Origin of the sequence: Streptomyces sp. WZ-12 (genome assembly GCF_028898845.1) — a bacterium.
Classification (GTDB): domain Bacteria; phylum Actinomycetota; class Actinomycetes; order Streptomycetales; family Streptomycetaceae; genus Streptomyces.
Map to the genome: position 1 here is coordinate 5,905,354 of NZ_CP118574.1, position 19,734 is coordinate 5,925,087.

Below are 19,734 nucleotides of genomic sequence, written 5' to 3' on the forward strand. Positions count from 1 at the left end.
GGCGGCTCGGCGGCCGCCTGAGCGGGAGCGGGGGCGGCGCAGGCCCGTTGTCGGTGGTGCCTCGTAGACTTGTCGTCGTGAGCGAGCGCCCCCAGAACGACGACCCCGACCCGACTCCCGACCCGTCGGACGCCTTCGACGACATGGTCGAGGCCGAGACGCAACGCGACCCCGACCTCGCGGTGATCGAGGCCGGCAGCCGGACCCTGCGCACGCAGGCCGGACCGCCGCGGGGGGACCAAGTCCCGGCCCGCCCCGTCGACCCGGAGGTCGACCGCGCGCTGCGCGCCGTCGAGGAGGAGTTGGCCGGCCGCTGGGGCGAGACCAAGCTGGACCCGTCGATCGAGCGCATCGCCGCGCTCATGGACGTCCTCGGCTCCCCGCAGCGGGCCTTTCCCTCCATCCACATCACGGGGACCAACGGCAAGACCAGCACGGCCCGCATGATCGAGGCCCTGCTCGGCGGCTTCGAGCTGCGCACCGGCCGGTACACCAGCCCGCACATCCAGTCCGTCACCGAGCGGATCAGCCTCGACGGCGGCCCGATCTCCGCCGAGCGCTTCATCGAGACCTACCGCGACATCGCGCCGTACGTCGAGATGATCGACGGCCAGCAGGAGTACCGCCTCTCCTTCTTCGAGGTGCTGACGGCGATGGCGTACGCCGCGTTCGCCGACGCCCCGGTGGACGTCGCGGTCGTCGAGGTCGGCATGGGCGGCACCTGGGACGCGACCAACGTCATCGACGCCGACGTCGCGGTGATCACCCCCATCTCCCTGGACCACACCGACCGGCTGGGGGAGACGCCCGAGCAGATCGCCGGCGAGAAGTCCGGGATCATCAAGAAGGACGCCACCGTCGTCCTGGCCCAGCAGCCGGTGGACGCGGCCTCGGTGATGCTCAAGCGCGCCGTCGAGGTGGACGCCACGGTGGCCCGCGAGGGCATGGAGTTCGGGGTGCTCTCCCGCGAGGTGGCGGTCGGCGGCCAGATGCTGACCCTGCGCGGCCTGGGCGGCGAGTACCCGGAGATCTTCCTCCCGCTGCACGGCGCCCACCAGGCGCACAACGCCGCGGTCGCGCTCGCCGCCGTCGAGGCGTTCTTCGGCGTCGGCGCGGGGCACACCCGCACCCTCGACCTCGACATCATCCGCTCCGCTTTCGCCTCGGTCAGCTCGCCCGGCCGGATGGAGGTCGTCCGGAGCAGCCCCACGGTGGTGCTGGACGCCGCGCACAACCCGGGCGGTGCCCGGGCCGCGGCCGAGACGGTCAGCGAGGCGTTCGGCTTCAGCCGCCTCATCGGTGTCGTCGGCGCCAGCGCCGACAAGGACGTCCGGGGCGTGCTGGAGGCGTTCGAGCCGATCTTCGCCGAGGTCGTGGTGACGTGTAACTCCAGCCAACGGGCGATGGATCCGGACGAGTTGGCGGCCATCGCGGTGGAGGTTTTCGGCGCCGAGCGGGTCCAGGTCGAGCCGCGGCTGGACGACGCGCTGGAGGCGGCGATCACCCTCGCCGAGGAGGAGGGCGAGTTCTCCGGCGCCGGCGTGCTGGTGACCGGCTCGGTGATCACGGTCGGCGAGGCCCGGCTGCTCCTGGGAAGGAAGTAACCATGCGCACGCTGTGTGCCAGCACCCTGATAGGGGAGTTCTTCGTGATCGGCTTCGCCGGCCTGGTCGCGATGCAGCTCACCGACCTCTCCCGGGTCACCATCTGGATCGTCAGCGGCATCGCGATGCTGCTGAGCGTGCTGCTCTGCGGGATGCTCTCCCGCCCCGGCGGCATCCAGCTGGGCTGGGCACTCCAGATCGCGCTGATCGCCAGCGGCCTGGTCGTCCCCACGATGTACTTCCTCGGCGCCGTCTTCGCCGCGCTGTGGTGGGCCTCGGTCCACTACGGACGGAAGATCGACGAGGCGAAGGCCCGCTTCGCGGAGTCCGCGGCCGCCGGCTGACCTTCCGTTGCGCCCGGCTGGCTTCCCGCCTTGCCGGCGCGCCCGCCGCGGGGGTTGCTCGCCGTTGGTTACGCCTGCGGCGCGGGGCTTTCGGGGTCCGGTGACGGGTGGGCGCGTGATGGACGGACTCGGCGGTGGCCTCGCGCCGGGGGCGCTTTGGAGTGCGCTGTACCCGGCAGCGAACGCTCCGGTGTCCAGGCGATAGCCTGGCGCCGCTGACCGTCGTTCAGATAGCAGGGAGTCCCTCCGTGAGCCAGCGCACCCTCGTCCTTCTCAAGCCCGACGCCGTCAAGCGCGGTCTGGTCGGCGAGATCATCCGTCGCATCGAGCGCAAGGCGAACTGGACGATCACCGCGCTGGAGTTGCGCACCCTCGACCGCGAGGTGCTGGAGCAGCACTACGCCGAGCACGTCGGCAAGCCCTTCTACGAGCCGCTGGTGGAGTTCATGTCCTCCGGGCCGGTCGTCTCCCTGGTCATCGAGGGTGAGCGGGTCATCGAGGGCGTCCGTGCGCTGGCCGGCCCCACTGACCCGATTGCCGCTCCCAGTGGGTCCATTCGTGGGGACTTCGGAACGATCACCCGGGAAAATCTGATCCACGCCTCGGATTCCGAAGAGTCCGCCGAGCGCGAGATCAAGATTTTCTTCCCCGGGATTTCCTGATCGGAAGTTAGCGCCCAACCCCCTTGTGACCAGGGGCGACCGATGAAATCATCGGTCGCCCCTCGGTGTTTGCGGCCGGCGCGCGGGAACGCGTTCGCGCGACACGACGTCACCATTAAGGGGGGCGAGTACGTGTACGGCTGACAATGGCGGAACGACCTCCCGCCGTGTTCGTGTGGGAACACTACGAACTACGATGGAGGCTTCCGCGCCGCACCGGCGCATCACCTCCTGCCGACCTCAAAGTAAGCATTCGCTCCAGTTGGGAAGGCCAGACGTATCCTCATGGGGAACAACATGTCGTTCATCGGCCGTGACATGGCTGTCGACCTCGGGACCGCCAACACGCTGGTGTACGTCAGGGGCCGCGGCATCGTCCTCAACGAGCCGTCGGTCGTGGCCATCAACACCAACACCGGCGGCATCCTGGCGGTCGGCGCCGAGGCGAAGAAGATGATCGGCCGGACGCCCGGCAACATCGTCGCCGTGCGGCCCCTGAAGGACGGCGTGATCGCCGACTTCGAGATCACCGAGCGGATGCTCCGCTACTTCATCCTCAAGATCCACAAGCGGCGCTACCTGGCCCGGCCGCGGGTGGTGGTCTGTGTTCCCTCCGGAATCACGGGAGTTGAGCGCCGCGCGGTCATCGAGGCGTCGACCCAGGCCGGCGCCCGCCAGGTGCACATCATCGAGGAGCCGATGGCCGCCGCGATCGGCTCGGGCCTGCCGGTCCACGAGGCCACCGGCAACATGGTCGTGGACATCGGCGGCGGTACCACCGAGGTCGCGGTCATCTCGCTCGGCGGCATCGTCACCGCCCAGTCGATCCGGGTGGCAGGCGACGAGTTGGACAACGCGATCATCCAGCACATCAAGAAGGAGTACAGCCTCCTGCTGGGCGAGCGCACCGCCGAGTCCATCAAGATCACCATCGGTTCGGCGTACGACCTGGAGCAGGACGAGCACACCGAGATCCGCGGTCGCGACCTGGTCTCCGGGCTGCCCAAGACCGTCGTCATCTCGGCGGCGGAGGTCCGCAAGGCCATCGAGGAGCCGGTCAACTCCATTGTCGACGCGGTCAAGACGACCCTCGACAAGTGCCCGCCGGAGCTGTCCGGTGACGTCATGGACCGCGGCATCGTTCTGACGGGTGGTGGCGCGCTGCTGCGTGGCCTGGACGAGCGGCTGCGCCGCGAGACGGGCATGCCGATCCACATCGCCGAGGACCCGCTCGACTCCGTCGCGCTCGGTTCCGGCAAGTGCGTCGAGGAGTTCGAGGCGCTCCAGCAGGTCCTGGACTCCCAGCCGCGCCGCTGACGCAGGCGGTCCCGACCCGTTGCGGCGGCGTCACACCCCGTTCGCACGGGTCGGGCACCATACGGAAACGGCCGATCCGCCCGGCGGATCGCCGGCACACAACCGCAACGCCCCCACAGACACGGTGCACTGACGATCCACCACCGCACCGTCACAGCAAGGCACAACGCTCAACCCCCGAACGAGACCGGCGGGGCCCGCAGCCGGCCGGTCCTACGAGGAAGGACACGGCCGCCGCACGTGAGGGACACACGAGAGAGCCGGCTGCTGCTGGTGCTGCTGGTCGCGATCGCGTTCGCGTTGATCACGGTCGATATCCGCGGCGGCGAACAGTCCCCGCTCGACGGTGCCCGGCAAGCCGCCGCCTCCGCCTTCGGCCCGGTGGAGCGCGGCGTGGCCCGCGTCGTCAACCCGGTGGGCAACGCCGTCAGCGCGGTGCGGGACTCCGGTGAGCGCCACGACCGCATCAGCCAGCTGGAACACCAGAACGCCGCCCTGAAGCTGAAGTTGGGCACCCCGGACCGCAACCGCAACCGCGCCGCCGAGCTCGACAAGATCCTCAAGACCGCGGCCACCGGCCAGTACGCGATCAAGGGCGCCGAGGTCATCGCCATCGGGTCGGCGCAGGGCTTCTCCTGGACCGTCACCATCGACGCCGGCAGCCGCGACGGCATCGCCCGCGACATGACCGTCCTCAACGGCGACGGGCTGGTCGGCCGGATCACCACCGTCACTCCGCACACCTCCACCGTGCTGCTCGCCGCCGACCCGGAGTTCACGGTGGGCACCCGGATGGAGAAGACCAACGAGATCGGCTTCGCCAACGGTCAGGGCGTCCGCTCGCTGCGCGTCCAACTGCTCAACGGCAAGGCCGATGTGAAGAGGGGCGACCGGCTGGTCACCTTCGGCTCCAGCAAGGACAAGCCGTTCGTGCCCGGGGTGCCGGTCGGCACGGTCAGCAAGGTCGAGCCGCTCAACGGCGATCTGACCCGCACCCTCCAGGTCCGGCCGTTCGTTTCCTTCTCGTCGCTCGACGTCGTCGGCATCGTCGTCCAGCCGCCCCGGAAGGACCCGCGGGACACGGTCCTGCCGCCCCCGGTCAAGCCCCGGCCGACGCCGACGGTCACCGTCACGGCCACCCCCTCCGAGAGCGCTTCACCCAGGAGCTGACCGATGCGCATCAACCGGATCCTGCTCGCCACCCCGCTGGCGGTGGTCGCCCTGATCATCCAGGTCAGCATCCTCGCCAGACTCCATCTCCCGGGCGCGGTACCGGACCTGCTGATGCTCGTCGTGGTCGGCCTGGCCCTGGTCTACGGGCAGGTCGGCGGCTCGCTCATCGGCTTCGGCGCCGGGCTGCTCGCCGACCTCGCACCGCCCGCCGACCACGCCATCGGCCGGTACGCCCTGGTCCTGTGCGTCATCGGCTACGCCGCGGGCCTGACGAAGCCGGACGGCGGCCAGCACCGCTCGGCGACGCTGCCGCTGATCGTCGTGCTGGGCGCCGCGGTCGGCTCGACGCTGCTGTACGCCGGGGTCGGCTCGCTGGTCGGTGACACCGCCGCCCGGCACGTCGGTCTGGTCGGGCTGGTGCTCAGCGCCACCCTCTACGATCTGCTGCTCGCCCCGTTCACCGTTCCGTTGGTGATGGCGGTGGCGCGCCGCACGGAGCACGACCCGCTGGCCACCGACACCGGCGGCGGCACCGGCGCGGTGGTCGGGCGGAACCCGGCCTGGCTCACGACGGGTACCGGGCTGAAGGCCAGTCGTCACGCGATGAAGGCGATCCGTACCGGCCGGGTGCCCAGGCCGGCCGGGGGCGGACGCAAGGGGGTCAAGGGCATCAAGGGGGTCAAGAGGCTGTGAGCAACGCCCACCCGTCGCCCGCCGCCACCCCCCCCCAAGGAGGCGCTGCGCGCCATGAGTAACATTCCCGAGACCGGGAGGACTTCCCGGATCACCATCCGGCTGATCGCGATTCAGATCCTGGTCTTCTCGCTGCTGCTCACGCTCGGCGGGCGGCTCTGGTACCTCCAGATCCGCAACGGCCAGGAGTACGCGGCGAAGGCCAAGTCCAACCACGTCCAGCAGGTCGTCGAGCCCGCCACCCGCGGCTCGATCCTCGACGCCCGCGGGGTGCCGCTGGCCGACAACCAGACCCGGCTCGTGGTCTCGGCCAACCGCACCGACCTGCTGAAGATGAAGGACGGCGGCAAGGCCGTCCTCGGCCGGCTGGCCAAGGTGCTGGGCCTGTCCACACAGGACATCCGCAACAAGGTCCGGCTCTGCGACGCCAAGACCCCGCAGCCCTGCTGGAACGGCTCGCCGTACCAGCCGATCCCGATCACCGACAAGGCCACCACCCAGCAGGCCCTCCAGATCCGCGAGCGCTCCGAGGACTTCCCCGGCATCAGCGCCCAGCCCACCGCCGTCCGCCGCTACCCGGCGCCCGGCAAGGCCAACACCGCCCAGGTCCTCGGCTACCTCTCGCCGGTCACCGACCAGGAGATCCAGAAGGCCAAGGACGGCCCCTCGCCGTTCCTGCGCTCGGACCAGATCGGCCGCTCCGGACTGGAGCGGCAGTACGACGACTACCTGCGCGGCAAGGCCGCCGTCACCCGTTACGAGGTCGACAACCTCGGCCGGGTCATCGGCCAGGCCGACAGCGACAAGGGCCAGGCCGGTTCGACCCTGATCACCAGCATCGACGCCCGCGTCCAGGCGCTGGCGGAGCAGCAGTTGGACGAGGCCATGAAGACGGCCCGCACCCAGGTGGACCGGAACACCGGCACCAACTACAAGGCCGACTCGGGCGCCGTGGTGGTCATGGAGGCGAAGACCGGCCGGGTGGTGGCGATGGCCTCCAACCCGACCTACGACCCCAACTCCTGGGTCGGCGGGATCTCCGGCAAGGACTACGCCCAGCTCACCGGCAAGTCGTCCAACTACCCGCTGCTGAACCGCGCCATCCAGGGGCAGGCCGCCCCCGGCTCGATCTTCAAGGTCATCTCGACCTCGGCCGCGGTCAACGCGGGCTACCCGTTCGACGGCCACTACCCCTGCACCAGCTCGTACAGCATCGGCGGCCAGGTCTTCAAGAACTTCGAGGGCGAATCGGAGGGCGACATCAGCCTGGGGCGGGCGCTGGAGGTCTCCTGCGACACCGTCTTCTACCGGATCGGCCACGACGAGTGGAAGAAGGACGGCGGGGACAAGCCGGTCAAGGACCCGCACGACTGGTTCTACAAGACGGCCCACCAGTTCGGCCTCGGCAAGGAGACCGGCATCGACCTGCCCAACGAGGTCAAGGGCCGGGTCCCCGACCGCCAGTGGAAGAACGCCTTCTGGGTGGCCAACAAGGACAGTTGGTGCGCGCACCCCAAGAACGCCGACGACTACGTCTCCAAGCTGGCGCGGGAGAACTGCCTCGAAGGCATGAAGCTGCACGCCTACGACTCGATCAACTACGCGATCGGCCAGGGCGACACCCTCGTCACCCCGATCCAGATGGCGACCATCTACGGGGCCCTGTCCAACGGCGGCACCCTCTACACCCCGACCATCGGCAAGGCGGTCGTCAGCCCCAACGGCAAGAAGGTGCAGATGATCAAGCCCCGGTCGCACGGCCGGCTGCCGGACAGTCAGCAGACCCTCCAGCAGATCGGCGCCGCGCTCCAGGGCGTGACCGAACGGGGCACCGCCGCCTGGCGGTTCCAGGGCTGGCCGCAGGACAAGATCCCGATGCACGCCAAGACCGGTACCGCCGAGGTCTACGGGAAGCAGACCACCTCGTGGTTCGCGACGTACACCAAGGACTTCACGATCGTGATGACGATCGCCCAGGGTGGTACCGGATCCGGCGCCTCCGGACCGGCCGTCCGCAACATCTACAACGCGCTCTACGGCGTCAACGACAAGGGCGAGATCGACGACAAGGCGGCGCTGCTCCCGCACGCGGAGAGCAAGCTGCCCAAGATCGAGAGTGACGGCACCATCCCGTCCCCGCCCATCAAGGCGCCGTCGAGCCCCTCGCCGTCCCCCTCCGGGAGCCCCCCGCAGTGACCACACCGCTTCTGTCCCGGACCTTCTCCGTCCGCCGCTACGGCCCCGAACAGGGCGTCTGGGGCCGGCTGATGGCGCGTGACTCGGTGGTGCGCCGGCTGGACTGGATACTGCTGCTGTCCTGTCTGGTGCTCTCCCTCCTGGGGTCGCTGCTGGTCTACTCCGCCACCCGCAACCGCACCGAACTCAACAAGGGCGACCAGTACTTCTTCCTCGTCCACCACCTGCTGAACACCGCGATCGGCATCGGGCTGGCGGCCGGCACCGTCTGGCTCGGCCACCGCACGCTGCGCGGCGCCGTCCCGTTCCTCTTCGCCGGTTCGGTGCTGCTGGCGCTGTTGGTGCTGACGCCGTTGGGCGCCACCATCAACGGCTCGCGCTCCTGGTTGGCGATCCCCGGCGGCTTCTCGCTCCAGCCCGCGGAGTTCACCAAGATCACCATCACGCTGGGCATGGCGATGATCCTCGCCGCCCGGGTCGACGCCGGCGACCGCCCGTACCCGGACCACCGCACCGTCTTCCAGGCCCTCGGCCTGGCGGCCGTCCCGGTCGGCGTGATCCTGCTGATGCCCGACCTCGGCTCGGTGATGGTGCTCGGCGCCATCATCCTGGGCGTGCTGCTGGCCAGCGGCTGTTCCAACCGCTGGGTCCTGGGGCTGCTCGGCACCGGCGTGGTCGGCTGCCTCGCCATCTGGCAGCTCGGGCTGCTGGACGCGTACCAGATCGCGCGGTTCGCCGCGTTCGCCAACCCGAGCCTGGATCCGGCCGGCGTCGGCTACAACACCAACCAGGCCCGGATCGCCATCGGCGGCGGCGGGCTGAGCGGCTCCGGCCTCTTCCACGGCAGCCAGACCACCGGCCAGTTCGTCCCCGAGCAGCAGACCGACTTCATCTTCACCGTCGCCGGCGAGGAGTTGGGCTTCCTGGGCGCGGGCCTGATCATCCTGCTGCTCGGCGTGGTGCTGTGGCGGGCCTGCCGGATCGCCCGCGAGACCGGCGAGCTCTACGGCACGATCGTGGCCGCCGGCATCATCGCGTGGTTCGCCTTCCAAGCCTTCGAGAACATCGGCATGACCCTGGGCATCATGCCCGTCACCGGCCTGCCGCTGCCGTTCGTTTCCTACGGCGGCACGTCGATGTTCGCGGTGTGGATCGCGATCGGGCTGCTGCAGTCGATCCGCGTCCAGCGGCCGGTCTCGGCCTCCCGCTGACCCCTCGTGCCCGGGGTCAGCGCCCGCCGTGCAGCTCGAACCAGAGCGACGTGGTGTGCGCCGGGCCCTCGAACGGGGTCGTGCCCCAGTCGTCGGCGAGCCGACTGATCAGCAGCAGGCCGTGCGCGGAGTCGCGGTCGCCCGGCCCCTGGGCGGGGACGGTGGCCGTTCCCTCGTCGTGCACGCTGATCCGCAGCGAGTCGGCCGCGGTCAGTACCCGCAGCAGGATGTCGGCGGAGCCCGGCGTGCGCAGATGGGCCCGGGTGACGGCCTCGGAGGTGAGGAGCACGGCGGTCTCGCGCAGCGCGGCGAGCGGGCCGTGGCGCAGCACCGCGCGGACGAAGTCCCGGGCGGCCTTGGGGGCGGTGGGCCGGCTCGGCGCCGTGAGGAGGTACGGACGGGCGCCCGCCGCGACGCGGAGAGGGGGCCGGGCGACGGCTGCGGTGTCGGGGTGCACGGTTTCTCCCGGTGTGGATCGAGCCGATTGCCACGCTGTGTGGACGGCTTGTCACACACCGTAAGACACCGTGTGTCGGCGGTGCCACCTACTTCGGCCGGGGACCGCTGTCGGACGGCTGGTCGGGCGCGTTACGGCTGACTAGATTCGATGCATGGCGGACACCGTGCGGGAGATCGAGCGGAAGTACGAGACGGATCCGGCCGTCGCCACCGACCAGTTGCCCGACCTGACCCGCGTCGGCCGGGTCGCGACGGTGGCGGAGGGGCGCCCCCGGCTCCTCGACGCCGTCTACTACGACACCGCGGACCAGCGCCTGGCCGCGGACCGGATCACGCTGCGGCGGCGCACCGGCGGCCCCGACGCGGGCTGGCACCTCAAGCTCCCGGTCGCGCTCCCCGAGGTCGTCGGCGCGGTGCGGGACGAGATCCGCGCCCCGCTCGCCGACGCCCCGCCCCCCGAACTCACCGCCCTGGTCCGCTCCCGCGTCCGCGGCGCCCCGCTCCTGCCCGTCGTGCGGCTGCGCACCCGGCGCACCGCGCACGTCCTACGGGACGCCGCCGGCGCACCGCTCGCCGAGGTCGCGGTGGACGACGTACGGGCCACGCGGCTGCACCCGGAGGGTGCGGGGGAGGCCCGCTGGCGGGAGATCGAGGTGGAGCTCGACCCCGAGGGCGGCGCCGGCCGGCAACTGCTGGACGAGGTCGAGCAGTTGCTGGTCGAGGCCGGGGCGCGCCCGTCGGCCGCGCCGTCCAAACTGGCCCGCGCCCTGGCGGAGACCGCGCCCGAAGGGGCCGCGCGGCCCACCGGGAAGGGCGCCGAGCGCGCCGACGAGGGGCGCGGGCGCACCGCCGGCGACGTCGTGCTCCGCTACGTCCGGGCCCAGGTGCGCGCGATCGTCGAGCTGGACCCGGCGGCGCGGCGCGACCTGCCCGACGCGGTCCACCAGATGCGGGTCGCCACCCGCCGGCTGCGCAGCGCCTTCCGCACCTACGGCAAGGTCCTGGACCGGATCGTCACCGACCCACTCGGGGGTGAACTGCGCTGGCTGGCCGCCGAGTTGGGCGCCGGGCGGGACCAGGAGGTGCTGGCCGACCGGTTCACCGCCGCGCTCGCCGAGGTCCCCCGGACCCTGCGGCTGGGGCCGGTCTCGGCCCGGCTGCGCACCTGGTCGGTCCGGCGCCGCGCCGGCGCCCGCGACCGCCTGCTCGCCGCCCTCGACGGCCCGCGCCACCTCGCCCTCCTGGACGACCTGCACGCCCTGCTCGACGCCCCGCCGTTGCGCGCCCCCGCCGCCCGCCCCGCGCCCGCCGTCGTCGCCGGCGCGGTCCTCAAGGACTACCGGCGGCTGGCCCGCCGCGTCGAGGCCGCCCTCGCCGCCCCCGCCGGGCCGGACCGCGACGCGGCGCTGCACGGCGCCCGCAAGGCCGCCAAGCGCGCCCGGTACGCGGCGGAGGCGGCGACCCCGACGCTCGGTCGCCCGGCCCGCGCCTTCACCCGGCGCACCAAGCAGCTCCAGCAGCTCCTCGGCGACCACCAGGACAGCGTGGTCGCCCGCGCCGCCCTCCGTGACCTGGCGACCCAGGCCCGCCGGGCCGGCGAGAGCGGCTTCACCTTCGGCCTCCTCTACGGCCGCGAGGAGGCGCTGGCCGCCGAGCGGGAGCGCGAACTGCCGGCCCTGTGGGCGGAGGTCTCGCGCCGTAAACACCGGGACGCGTTGCGCAGGTGACCGGCGGGCCGGGGCCTCGGCCGTCAAAGGGCCGCCCCCGGGCGGGTTACGCTTGTGAGTCGCCCCCTGTCAGCCCACGAAGGTTCGAGATGTCCGAGTCGGTCTTCCCGCAGCTCGAAGCTCTGCTGCCGCACGTGCAGAAGCCCATCCAGTACGTCGGCGGTGAGCTGAACTCCACCGTCAAGGAGTGGTCGGACTGCGACGTCCGCTGGGCTCTCATGTACCCCGACGCCTACGAGGTGGGGCTGCCCAACCAGGGCGTCATGATCCTCTACGAGGTGCTCAACGAGCAGGAGGGCGTCCTCGCCGAGCGCACCTACAGCGTCTGGCCCGACCTCGAAGCGCTGATGCGCGAGCACCAGGTGCCGCAGTTCACGGTGGACTCCCACCGCCCCGTCGGCGACTTCGACGTGCTCGGCCTGAGCTTCTCCACCGAGCTCGGCTACACCAACATGCTCACCGCCCTCGACCTGTCCGGCGTCCCGTTGGAGGCCAAGGACCGCACCGAGGACCACCCGCTGATCCTGGCCGGTGGCCACGCCGCCTTCAATCCCGAGCCGATCGCCGACTTCCTCGACTGCGCGGTCATCGGCGACGGCGAGCAGGCCGTCCTGGACATCACCAAGATCATCCGGGCATGGAAGGCCGAGGGCCGCCCCGGCGGCCGCGACGAACTGCTCTTCCGCCTCGCGCGGACCGGCAACGTCTACGTCCCCAAGTTCTACGACGTCGAGTACCTCGGCGACGGCCGCATCTCGCGCGTCGTGCCCAACCGCTCCGGCGTCCCGTGGCGGGTCTCCAAGCACACCGTCATGGACCTCGACGAGTGGCCCTACCCCAAGCAGCCGCTCGTCCCGCTGGCCGAGACCGTCCACGAGCGGATGTCGGTCGAGATCTTCCGTGGCTGCACCCGCGGCTGCCGCTTCTGCCAGGCCGGCATGATCACGCGTCCCGTACGGGAGCGAAGCATCACCGGCATCGGCGAGATGGTGGACAAGGGCCTGAAGGCCACGGGATTCGAGGAGGTCGGCCTGTTGTCGCTGTCCTCCGCGGACCACACCGAGATCGGCGACGTGGCCAAGGGCCTCGCCGACCGGTACGAGGAAGACAAGATCGGCCTGTCGCTGCCGTCGACCCGCGTCGACGCCTTCAACATCGATCTCGCCAACGAGCTCACCCGCAACGGGCGCCGCTCCGGCCTGACCTTCGCCCCCGAGGGCGGCAGCGAGCGGATCCGCAAGGTCATCAACAAGATGGTCTCCGAAGAGGACCTGATCCGGACCGTCTCCACCGCCTACGGCAACGGCTGGCGCCAGGTGAAGCTCTACTTCATGTGCGGGCTGCCGACCGAGACCGACGACGACGTGCTGCAGATCGCCGACATGGCCATCAACGTCATCGCCAAGGGCCGCGAGGTCGCCAAGTCCAACGACATCCGCTGCACGGTCTCCATCGGCGGTTTCGTCCCCAAGCCGCACACCCCCTTCCAGTGGGCGCCGCAGCTCTCCTCCGAGGAGACCGACGCCCGCCTGGCCAAGCTCCGCGACAAGATCCGCGGGGACAAGAAGTACGGCCGCTCCATCGGCTTCCGCTACCACGACGGCAAGCCCGGCATCGTCGAGGGCCTGCTCTCCCGCGGCGACCGCCGGATCGGCGCGGTCATCCGCGCCGTCTACGAGGACGGCGGCCGCTTCGACGGCTGGCGCGAGCACTTCTCCTACGACCGCTGGATGGAGTGCGCGCAGAAGACGCTGCCCGACTTCGGGGTGGACGTCGACTGGTACACCACCCGCGAGCGCACCTACGAGGAGGTCCTCCCCTGGGACCACCTCGACTCCGGTCTCGACAAGGACTGGCTGTGGGAGGACTGGCAGGACGCCCTCGACGAGACCGAGGTCGAGGACTGCCGCTGGACCCCGTGCTTCGACTGCGGCGTCTGCCCGCAGATGGACACCTCCATCCAAATCGGCCCGACCGGCAAGAAGTTGCTGCCGCTGTCCGTCGTGAAGTGACCCCCGGACGGGCGGCGGCCTCCCGCCGACGCCCGTCCCGCACCGCGTGCGCCTCCGGCCCGTTCCCGCCCCGTGCGGGGCCGGGCCGGAGGCGTATCCGCCGCCGGCACGCGCCCGCAGAATGAGGGCCATGACCCCACGACTGACCGCACCCACCGTCCGCGTCCACGACTCCTTCCGCGCCGCCATGGCGGAGTTCCGCGCCGAGGGCGTGCACCGCTCCCCGGACTCCGGCCTCGGCCGCGAACTGCGGACCTGGCACACCCGCTGGCCGTCCGCCGAGGGCTTCGCCGCCTACGTCCGCGAGGTCGGCGGGGTCGCACTGGACGAGCGGGCGGACGGCGCGGTCCCCCTCTCCACGCTCTGGTGGGTGGACGGCGACACCTTCCTGGGGCGGATCACCGTCCGGCACCGGCTCACCCCGTCCCTGCGGGACCTCGGCGGCCACATCGGCTACGCGGTGCGCCCCACCGCCCGCCGCCGGGGCCACGCCACCGCGATGCTGCGCGCCGTACTGCCGTACGCCCACCGCGAGTTGGGCCTCGATCCGGTGCTGGTCACCTGCGACGACACCAACGCCGGCTCGCGCCGGGTGATCGAGGCGTGCGGCGGGGTTTTCGAGGACCGCCGGGCGGAGAGGCTTCGGTACTGGATCTCCGCGTGAGGGCGGAGTCCGGGCCGCCGGCGTCCCACCCGTCCGAATGGATTTCGCCGGGCGGACGGGGCCGCCGGGCACGGCCGGGGCGCCCCGCCGGGAACCGACCGGGGGCACGGCACGTACTCTAGGTAAAGACGTCCGGGCACGATGTGTCCCCGCTCACGCGGTGACGATCCGGACGGGGCGGCACCAGCCGCGCCCTGACACCAAGGAGAAGTAACACTGGGCAAGCGACAGCCCGAAGGCCCGCCGCCCGCACCGGCGGTGCAGCGCATCCGACTGCGCTACACCAAGCGCGGCCGCCTCCGGTTCACCAGCCACCGCGACTTCCAGCGCGCTTTCGAGCGGGCGCTGCGCCGCGCCGAGGTCCCCATGGCCTACTCGGCGGGCTTCACCCCGCACCCCAAGGTGTCGTACGCCAACGCCGCACCGACCGGTACCGGCAGCGAGGCCGAGTACCTGGAGATCCAGCTCACCGAACACCGCGACCCGGAATCCGTCCGGGCGCTGCTCGACGCCTCCCTCCCGACCGGCCTCGACGTGACCGACGCGGTGGAGGCGCACACCAGCGGCCTCGCCGACCGGCTCCAGGCGTCGGTGTGGGAGCTCCGGCTCGACGGGGTCACCCCCGAGGAGGCCGGGCGCGCCGTCGAGGCGTTCCTCGCCGCCGCGGAGGTGCCGGTCGAGCGCCGCACCAAGAACGGCATGCGGACCTTCGACGCCCGGGGCGCGGTGGCGCGGCTTGAGGCCGGCCCGGCCGAGTGTGCAGTGGCCCCGATGCCCGGCGATAGGCCCGGCGGCGGTGCCTGTGCGATACTGCGGCTGGTTGTTCGGCATCTGACACCTGCCGTTCGACCCGACGACGTCCTGTCCGGCCTCCGGGTTACGGCCGACCTGGCGCCGCCGGTCCCCGCAGCGGTGACCAGGCTGGCGCAGGGGCTGCTCGATGAGGAGACCGGTTCGGTAACCGATCCGTTGGCGCCCGACCGCGACGCTGCCACGGCCGCTTCATCAACGGCCGCCGGGCTGAGTACCGCGAAGGCGCAGAGCGGGGCCCCGGCGACTTCCGGGGACGGCACTGCGTAGGACGCGTCGTCGCGTCGCCGATGACCAGGGAATCACCCCGGTTCGGCGGACGCACTGACCAGGAGACTTTCGCCGGTCCGGTCCCCGGGCCCGGCGAGCGAGACGACAGCTCCCGTGCGGCGCCCGCGCCCCGGACAGTGGTACCGCGCTCATCACGCGGTCCGCGGCCGGAATCAGGCGTGGCGCCCGGGAGCGTGACGGGAGAACCGCCCGCATGCTCGAATCTATTGAGCCCAATGAATCCACCCGGTCCGCGGACCGTGCTGGCAACAACGACACCTCGCCCAGCGACACGCTGCCGCCGCGCCGCCGGCGCCGCGCGGCGTCCCGCCCGGCCGGCCCGCCGAGCGCTACCGCGGCCGAGACCACGGTCGTGAGCACCGAGACCCCGGTGGCGAGCGCCGCCGTGGAGACCCCCGCGCCCGCCGCCGAGGAGCGGCCGGCCCGCCCGCGCCGCCGGGCGACCCGCAAGGCGACCGCCCCCGCCGGCGCGCCCGCGGCCACCCCGGAGCAGCCCGCCGAGGCGCCGGCCGTTGCCGAGGCGCCGGTTGTGGTTGCCGAGGAGGAGGCGCGTCCGGCGCGTGCGCGTCGTCGGGCGACGCGTAAGGCCACGGCGCCGGCCGGTGCGCCGCAGGCCGCTGTTGAGGAGAGTGCCGCGCCGGCCGCCGCGCAGCCGGCCGTCGAGGAGCCCGCTGAGGCCGAGGCCCCGCGGCGCCGGCGTCGTCGGACCGAGCGGCCCGCGGAGCCGGCCGCCGCCGAGGCGCCCCGCGCCGAGGAGAAGGCGGAGGCACCGGCCCGGGGTCGCCGCCGGGCGCAGCGCCCGCCGACGGCCGTCTTCCAGGCGCCGGTCTTCTCCTCCGAGCCGATGTTCCAGACGCCGGAGAGCGCCGCCGTCGCGCACGCCGCCGCCCGCCAGGAGGCCGCCGCGACCGAGCAGCCGGTGGAGGAGGCGCCCGCCGCCAACCGTCGCCGTCGTCGGCGCCGTGGTGAGCCGGCCGAGGCCGAGCAGGTGGCCCCGGCGCAGGTCGAGGAGAAGGTGACCGAGGAGAGCGCCGAGACCACCGAGGCCGTTGAGGCCGAGGAGGAGCACGCCGAGGACGTCGGCGAAGAGGGCGAGCGTCCCTCGCGCCGGCGTCGCCGGGGCGGCCGCCGCCGTCGTCGCGGCGAGGCGGCCGAGGGCGCCGAGGAGCAGTCGGCGGAGGCCGGTGCCGCCGAGGAGGAGGCCGAGATCGCCGAGGGCGAGGAGCCGGCCGAGGCCGAGGAGGAGGCCGAGGGCTCCGTCAGCACCAGCAGCAGCCGTCGCCGTCGGCGTCGCCGCCGCCGCGGTGGCGACAGCGCCGAGGCCGAGCCCGCGCACGCCGACGACCCCGAGCGCACCGTCGTCAAGGTCCGCGAGCCCCGCAAGAAGGACGAGGGCACCGGCGCCGACGAGGTGCAGTCCATCAAGGGCTCGACGCGCCTGGAGGCCAAGAAGCAGCGTCGCCGCGAGGGCCGCGAGCAGGGCCGTCGCCGGGTGCCGATCATCACCGAGGCGGAGTTCCTGGCGCGCCGGGAGGCCGTCGAGCGCGTGATGGTGGTCCGGCAGAGCGGCGAGCGCACCCAGATCGGCGTCCTTGAGGACAACGTGCTGGTCGAGCACTTCGTCAACAAGGAGCAGGCCACCAGCTACGTCGGCAACGTCTACCTGGGCAAGGTGCAGAACGTCCTGCCGTCGATGGAGGCCGCCTTCGTCGACATCGGCAAGGGCCGCAACGCCGTGCTCTACGCCGGCGAGGTCAACTTCGAGGCGCTGGGCATGGCCAACGGGCCGCGCCGCATCGAGACCGCGTTGAAGTCCGGCCAGTCGGTGCTGGTGCAGGTCACCAAGGACCCGATCGGCCACAAGGGCGCCCGGCTGACCAGCCAGGTCTCGCTGCCCGGCCGCTACCTGGTCTACGTGCCCGAGGGCTCGATGACCGGCATCAGCCGCAAGCTCCCGGACACCGAGCGGGCCCGGCTGAAGCAGATCCTCAAGAAGATCGTTCCCGAGGACGCGGGCGTCATCGTGCGCACCGCCGCGGAGGGCGCGAGCGAGGACGAGCTGCGCCGGGACGTCGAGCGGCTGCAGGCGCAGTGGGAAGAGATCCAGAAGAAGGCGAAGGCGGCCTCCACCGGCTCGCCGAGCCTGCTCTACGGCGAGCCGGACATGACCGTCCGGGTCGTCCGCGACATCTTCAACGAGGACTTCTCCAAGGTCATCGTCAGCGGTGACGGCGCCTGGGAGACCATCCACGGCTACGTCTCGCACGTCGCGCCGGACCTCGTCGACCGGCTCCAGCGGTGGACGTCCGAGGTCGACGTCTTCGCGACGTACCGGATCGACGAGCAGCTCATGAAGGCGCTGGACCGCAAGGTCTGGCTGCCCAGCGGCGGTTCGCTGGTGATCGACAAGACCGAAGCCATGGTCGTGGTCGACGTCAACACCGGGAAGTTCACCGGGCAGGGCGGCAACCTCGAAGAGACCGTCACCCGGAACAACCTGGAGGCGGCCGAGGAGATCGTGCGCCAACTGCGGCTGCGCGATCTGGGCGGCATCGTCGTCATCGACTTCATCGACATGGTGCTGGAGTCCAACCGGGACCTGGTGCTGCGGCGGCTGCTGGAGTGCCTGGGCCGGGACCGGACCAAGCACCAGGTGGCCGAGGTCACCTCGCTCGGCCTGGTGCAGATGACCCGCAAGCGGGTCGGCCAGGGGCTGCTGGAGTCGTTCTCCGAGCAGTGCGTGCACTGCAACGGCCGCGGCGTCATCGTCCACATGGACCAGCCGACGGTGGCCGGCGGTGGCGGCAAGCGCAAGAAGAAGGGCAAGGCCGGGGCGAACGGTGCCCAGCCGGAGCAGCCCGTCGAGGTCGAGGTGCCGGTGTCGGCCGTCGAGGAGGCTCCGGAGCTGGAGCCGGTCGCGGTGACCGAGGCCCAACTGCAGCCGTCGGTGGACGGTGCCGACGAGTGGTTCGGCAGCCCCGCCGAGGCCGAGGCCGCCGCTGCAGGTCGGGGCCGGGGTCGCCGTCGGGCGAGCCGGAAGGCGTCCGCGCCGGCCGGTACCCCCAAGGCCACCGAGGAGGCCGCCGCGATCGTGGTGCCGGCCGCCGAGCCGGAGCCCGAGAAGGCCCCGGAGCCGGTCGTCGAGGCGCCCGTGGTCGAGGCCGCTGTCGAGCCGGAGCCCGCGCCGGCGCGTCCGCGTCGTCGGGCCACCCGTCGGGTGTCCGCGCCGACCGGTTCGCCGGAGGCCGCCGGTGAGGCCGCGGGGACCATCGTGATCACCGCGCCGGCCAGCGAGCCGGAGCCCGAGACGGCCCCGGAGCAGCCGGCCGAGGCCGCTGAGCCGGAGCCCGCGGCGAAGAAGACCGCGAAGGCGACGGCGAAGAAGGCGACGGCCAAGAAGGCCACCGCCAAGACCACGGCCAAGAAGACCGCGGCGAAGAAGACCACGGCCAAGACCGCGACCAAGAAGACGGCGGCGAAGAAGACCACCGCCAAGAAGGCCGCGACCAAGAAGACCACCGCGAAGAAGACCACGACGAAGAAGGCGGCGGCCAAGAAGACCGCGGCCGCCGAGCAGTCCTCGGCCGCGTCGGTGTCCGCCTCCGCGGAGGACTAGAGCAACGCCCGGCCCCGGGCCGTCGAAGAGGCGGTCCGGGGCCGGTTTGACCCCCTGGTCAAGGCCCCGTAACCTTGACCGTCGGTGTCTGTGGACACCACCACTTCTGAGCACACACCTCTCGGCTCCGCCGAGGGAGGCCGCTCGTCCACTTGTCATCCACAGGTTGGATTCCACGGGACGTCCCTGAGCCCGTGAGGGCGGCTGGCATCAGAGGATCGAAACCTAGCGAGAGAGAGTTCCGCGTGTACGCGATCGTGCGCACCGGCGGACGCCAGCAGAAGGTTGCTGTTGGCGACGTCATCGAAGTTGACCGCATTTCCACCAGCAAGGTCGGCGACACCGTCGAGCTCTCCACGCTGCTGGTCGTCGACGGCGACGCGGTCACCAGCGACCCGTGGGTCCTGGCGGGCGTGAAGGTCCAGGCCGAGGTCGTCGACCACCACAAGGGCGACAAGATCCGGATCCAGAAGTACAAGAACAAGACCGGTTACAAGAAGCGGATCGGCCACCGCCAGCTCCACACGGCGCTGAAGATCACCGGCATCGACGCTCCGGCGAAGTAAGGGACTGAGGAGACATGGCACACAAGAAGGGCGCATCGTCCACTCGGAACGGTCGCGATTCCAATGCTCAGCGGCTCGGTGTGAAGCGCTTCGGCGGTCAGACCGTTCTCGCCGGTGAGATCCTGGTCCGCCAGCGTGGCACCCACTTCCACCCGGGCACGGGCGTCGGTCGCGGTGGCGACGACACCCTGTTCGCCCTGCAGCCCGGTGCGGTGCAGTTCGGCACCTTCCGCGGCCGCAAGGTCGTGAACATCGTCCCTGCCCAGTAATTCGGGCCAGGACGCACGTCGAAGCACGTTGTCAGGGGCGGACCGCCTCTTCTCGCGTCAAGCGGGAAGACCGGTCCGCCCTTGGCGCGTTAAGAGGAAGACAGCCCGCCGTGCGCGCGG

16 protein-coding genes are annotated in these 19,734 nt (G+C 71.7%); 15 read left to right on the forward strand and 1 reads right to left on the reverse strand.

Annotation, left to right across the window (positions count from 1 at the left end; translation table 11 throughout):
• The first annotated feature begins 77 nt into the window (after positions 1-77).
• From folC to PV796_RS25525, 8 genes are all read left to right on the forward strand, one after another.
• A complete protein-coding gene (gene folC / locus PV796_RS25490) occupies positions 78-1,604 on the forward strand; it encodes a bifunctional tetrahydrofolate synthase/dihydrofolate synthase (RefSeq protein ID WP_274915714.1) in 1,527 nt (508 codons plus the stop codon).
• A gap of 2 nt (positions 1,605-1,606) precedes the next feature.
• Positions 1,607-1,948 carry a DUF4233 domain-containing protein gene (locus tag PV796_RS25495; RefSeq protein ID WP_274915715.1) on the forward strand — a complete coding sequence of 114 codons (342 nt, stop codon included), beginning with the start codon at positions 1,607-1,609 and terminating at the stop codon, positions 1,946-1,948.
• Positions 1,949-2,196: 248 nt separating this feature from the next.
• Positions 2,197-2,610, forward strand: a complete 414-nt coding sequence (gene ndk / locus PV796_RS25500; RefSeq protein ID WP_274915716.1) for a nucleoside-diphosphate kinase — start codon at positions 2,197-2,199, stop codon at positions 2,608-2,610.
• Positions 2,611-2,907: 297 nt separating this feature from the next.
• Entirely contained in the window at positions 2,908-3,927 is a 1,020-nt protein-coding gene (locus PV796_RS25505; RefSeq protein ID WP_003985182.1) for a rod shape-determining protein, read from the forward strand.
• 240 nt (positions 3,928-4,167) lie between these two features.
• On the forward strand, positions 4,168-5,097 hold the full coding sequence (gene mreC, locus PV796_RS25510) for a rod shape-determining protein MreC (RefSeq protein ID WP_274915717.1): 930 nt from the start codon (positions 4,168-4,170) through the stop codon (positions 5,095-5,097).
• A gap of 3 nt (positions 5,098-5,100) precedes the next feature.
• Positions 5,101-5,793: a rod shape-determining protein MreD gene (mreD, locus tag PV796_RS25515; protein ID WP_274915718.1), complete on the forward strand. Its 693-nt coding sequence runs from the start codon at positions 5,101-5,103 to the stop codon at positions 5,791-5,793.
• Between the two features lie 54 nt (positions 5,794-5,847).
• The gene (gene mrdA / locus PV796_RS25520) at positions 5,848-7,989 is read left to right on the forward strand and encodes a penicillin-binding protein 2 (RefSeq protein WP_274915719.1); all 2,142 of its coding nucleotides are present in this window, start codon (positions 5,848-5,850) and stop codon (positions 7,987-7,989) included.
• Positions 7,986-9,200, forward strand: a complete 1,215-nt coding sequence (locus PV796_RS25525; RefSeq protein ID WP_274915720.1) for an FtsW/RodA/SpoVE family cell cycle protein — start codon at positions 7,986-7,988, stop codon at positions 9,198-9,200. Before mrdA ends, PV796_RS25525 begins: the two co-directional genes overlap by 4 nt.
• A gap of 16 nt (positions 9,201-9,216) precedes the next feature.
• Here PV796_RS25525 and PV796_RS25530 read toward each other — a convergent pair whose 3' ends face one another.
• Positions 9,217-9,657 carry an ATP-binding protein gene (locus PV796_RS25530; RefSeq protein ID WP_274915721.1) on the reverse strand — a complete coding sequence of 147 codons (441 nt, stop codon included), beginning with the start codon at positions 9,655-9,657 and terminating at the stop codon, positions 9,217-9,219.
• A 154-nt stretch (positions 9,658-9,811) separates the two neighbouring features.
• On the opposite strand from PV796_RS25530, the gene PV796_RS25535 reads away from it, so the two are divergent.
• The 7 genes from PV796_RS25535 to rpmA all read left to right on the forward strand — a co-directional run bounded on the left by PV796_RS25535 (position 9,812) and on the right by rpmA (position 19,614).
• The gene (locus PV796_RS25535) at positions 9,812-11,386 is read left to right on the forward strand and encodes a CYTH and CHAD domain-containing protein (RefSeq protein ID WP_274915722.1); all 1,575 of its coding nucleotides are present in this window, start codon (positions 9,812-9,814) and stop codon (positions 11,384-11,386) included.
• Positions 11,387-11,475: 89 nt separating this feature from the next.
• Complete coding sequence (locus PV796_RS25540) at positions 11,476-13,398, forward strand: TIGR03960 family B12-binding radical SAM protein (RefSeq protein ID WP_274915723.1); 1,923 nt, start codon at positions 11,476-11,478, stop codon at positions 13,396-13,398.
• Positions 13,399-13,528: 130 nt separating this feature from the next.
• Positions 13,529-14,062 (forward strand): GNAT family N-acetyltransferase, encoded by a 534-nt coding sequence (locus tag PV796_RS25545; RefSeq protein ID WP_274915724.1) that lies wholly within the window; start codon positions 13,529-13,531, stop codon positions 14,060-14,062.
• 258 nt (positions 14,063-14,320) lie between these two features.
• A complete protein-coding gene (locus tag PV796_RS25550) occupies positions 14,321-15,142 on the forward strand; it encodes a TIGR03936 family radical SAM-associated protein (RefSeq protein WP_274915725.1) in 822 nt (273 codons plus the stop codon).
• Positions 15,143-15,356: 214 nt separating this feature from the next.
• Entirely contained in the window at positions 15,357-18,779 is a 3,423-nt protein-coding gene (locus tag PV796_RS25555; protein WP_274915726.1) for an Rne/Rng family ribonuclease, read from the forward strand.
• Between the two features lie 245 nt (positions 18,780-19,024).
• Positions 19,025-19,345: a 50S ribosomal protein L21 gene (rplU, locus tag PV796_RS25560; protein ID WP_018538042.1), complete on the forward strand. Its 321-nt coding sequence runs from the start codon at positions 19,025-19,027 to the stop codon at positions 19,343-19,345.
• Between the two features lie 14 nt (positions 19,346-19,359).
• Positions 19,360-19,614, forward strand: a complete 255-nt coding sequence (gene rpmA / locus PV796_RS25565; RefSeq protein ID WP_274915727.1) for a 50S ribosomal protein L27 — start codon at positions 19,360-19,362, stop codon at positions 19,612-19,614.
• Positions 19,615-19,734 lie beyond the last annotated feature (120 nt).

What these genes read in the sequence shown, in the direction of transcription:
- PV796_RS25495 (WP_274915715.1), top strand. Translation starts at nt 1,607, where the DNA reads ATGCGCACGCTGTGTGCCAGCACCCTGATAGGGGAGTTCTTCGTGATC.
- PV796_RS25505 (WP_003985182.1), top strand. Translation starts at nt 2,908, where the DNA reads ATGTCGTTCATCGGCCGTGACATGGCTGTCGACCTCGGGACCGCCAAC.
- mreD (WP_274915718.1), top strand. Translation starts at nt 5,101, where the DNA reads ATGCGCATCAACCGGATCCTGCTCGCCACCCCGCTGGCGGTGGTCGCC.
- mrdA (WP_274915719.1), top strand. Translation starts at nt 5,848, where the DNA reads ATGAGTAACATTCCCGAGACCGGGAGGACTTCCCGGATCACCATCCGG.
- PV796_RS25535 (WP_274915722.1), top strand. Translation starts at nt 9,812, where the DNA reads ATGGCGGACACCGTGCGGGAGATCGAGCGGAAGTACGAGACGGATCCG.
- PV796_RS25540 (WP_274915723.1), top strand. Translation starts at nt 11,476, where the DNA reads ATGTCCGAGTCGGTCTTCCCGCAGCTCGAAGCTCTGCTGCCGCACGTG.
- PV796_RS25545 (WP_274915724.1), top strand. Translation starts at nt 13,529, where the DNA reads ATGACCCCACGACTGACCGCACCCACCGTCCGCGTCCACGACTCCTTC.
- PV796_RS25555 (WP_274915726.1), top strand. Translation starts at nt 15,357, where the DNA reads ATGCTCGAATCTATTGAGCCCAATGAATCCACCCGGTCCGCGGACCGT.
- rpmA (WP_274915727.1), top strand. Translation starts at nt 19,360, where the DNA reads ATGGCACACAAGAAGGGCGCATCGTCCACTCGGAACGGTCGCGATTCC.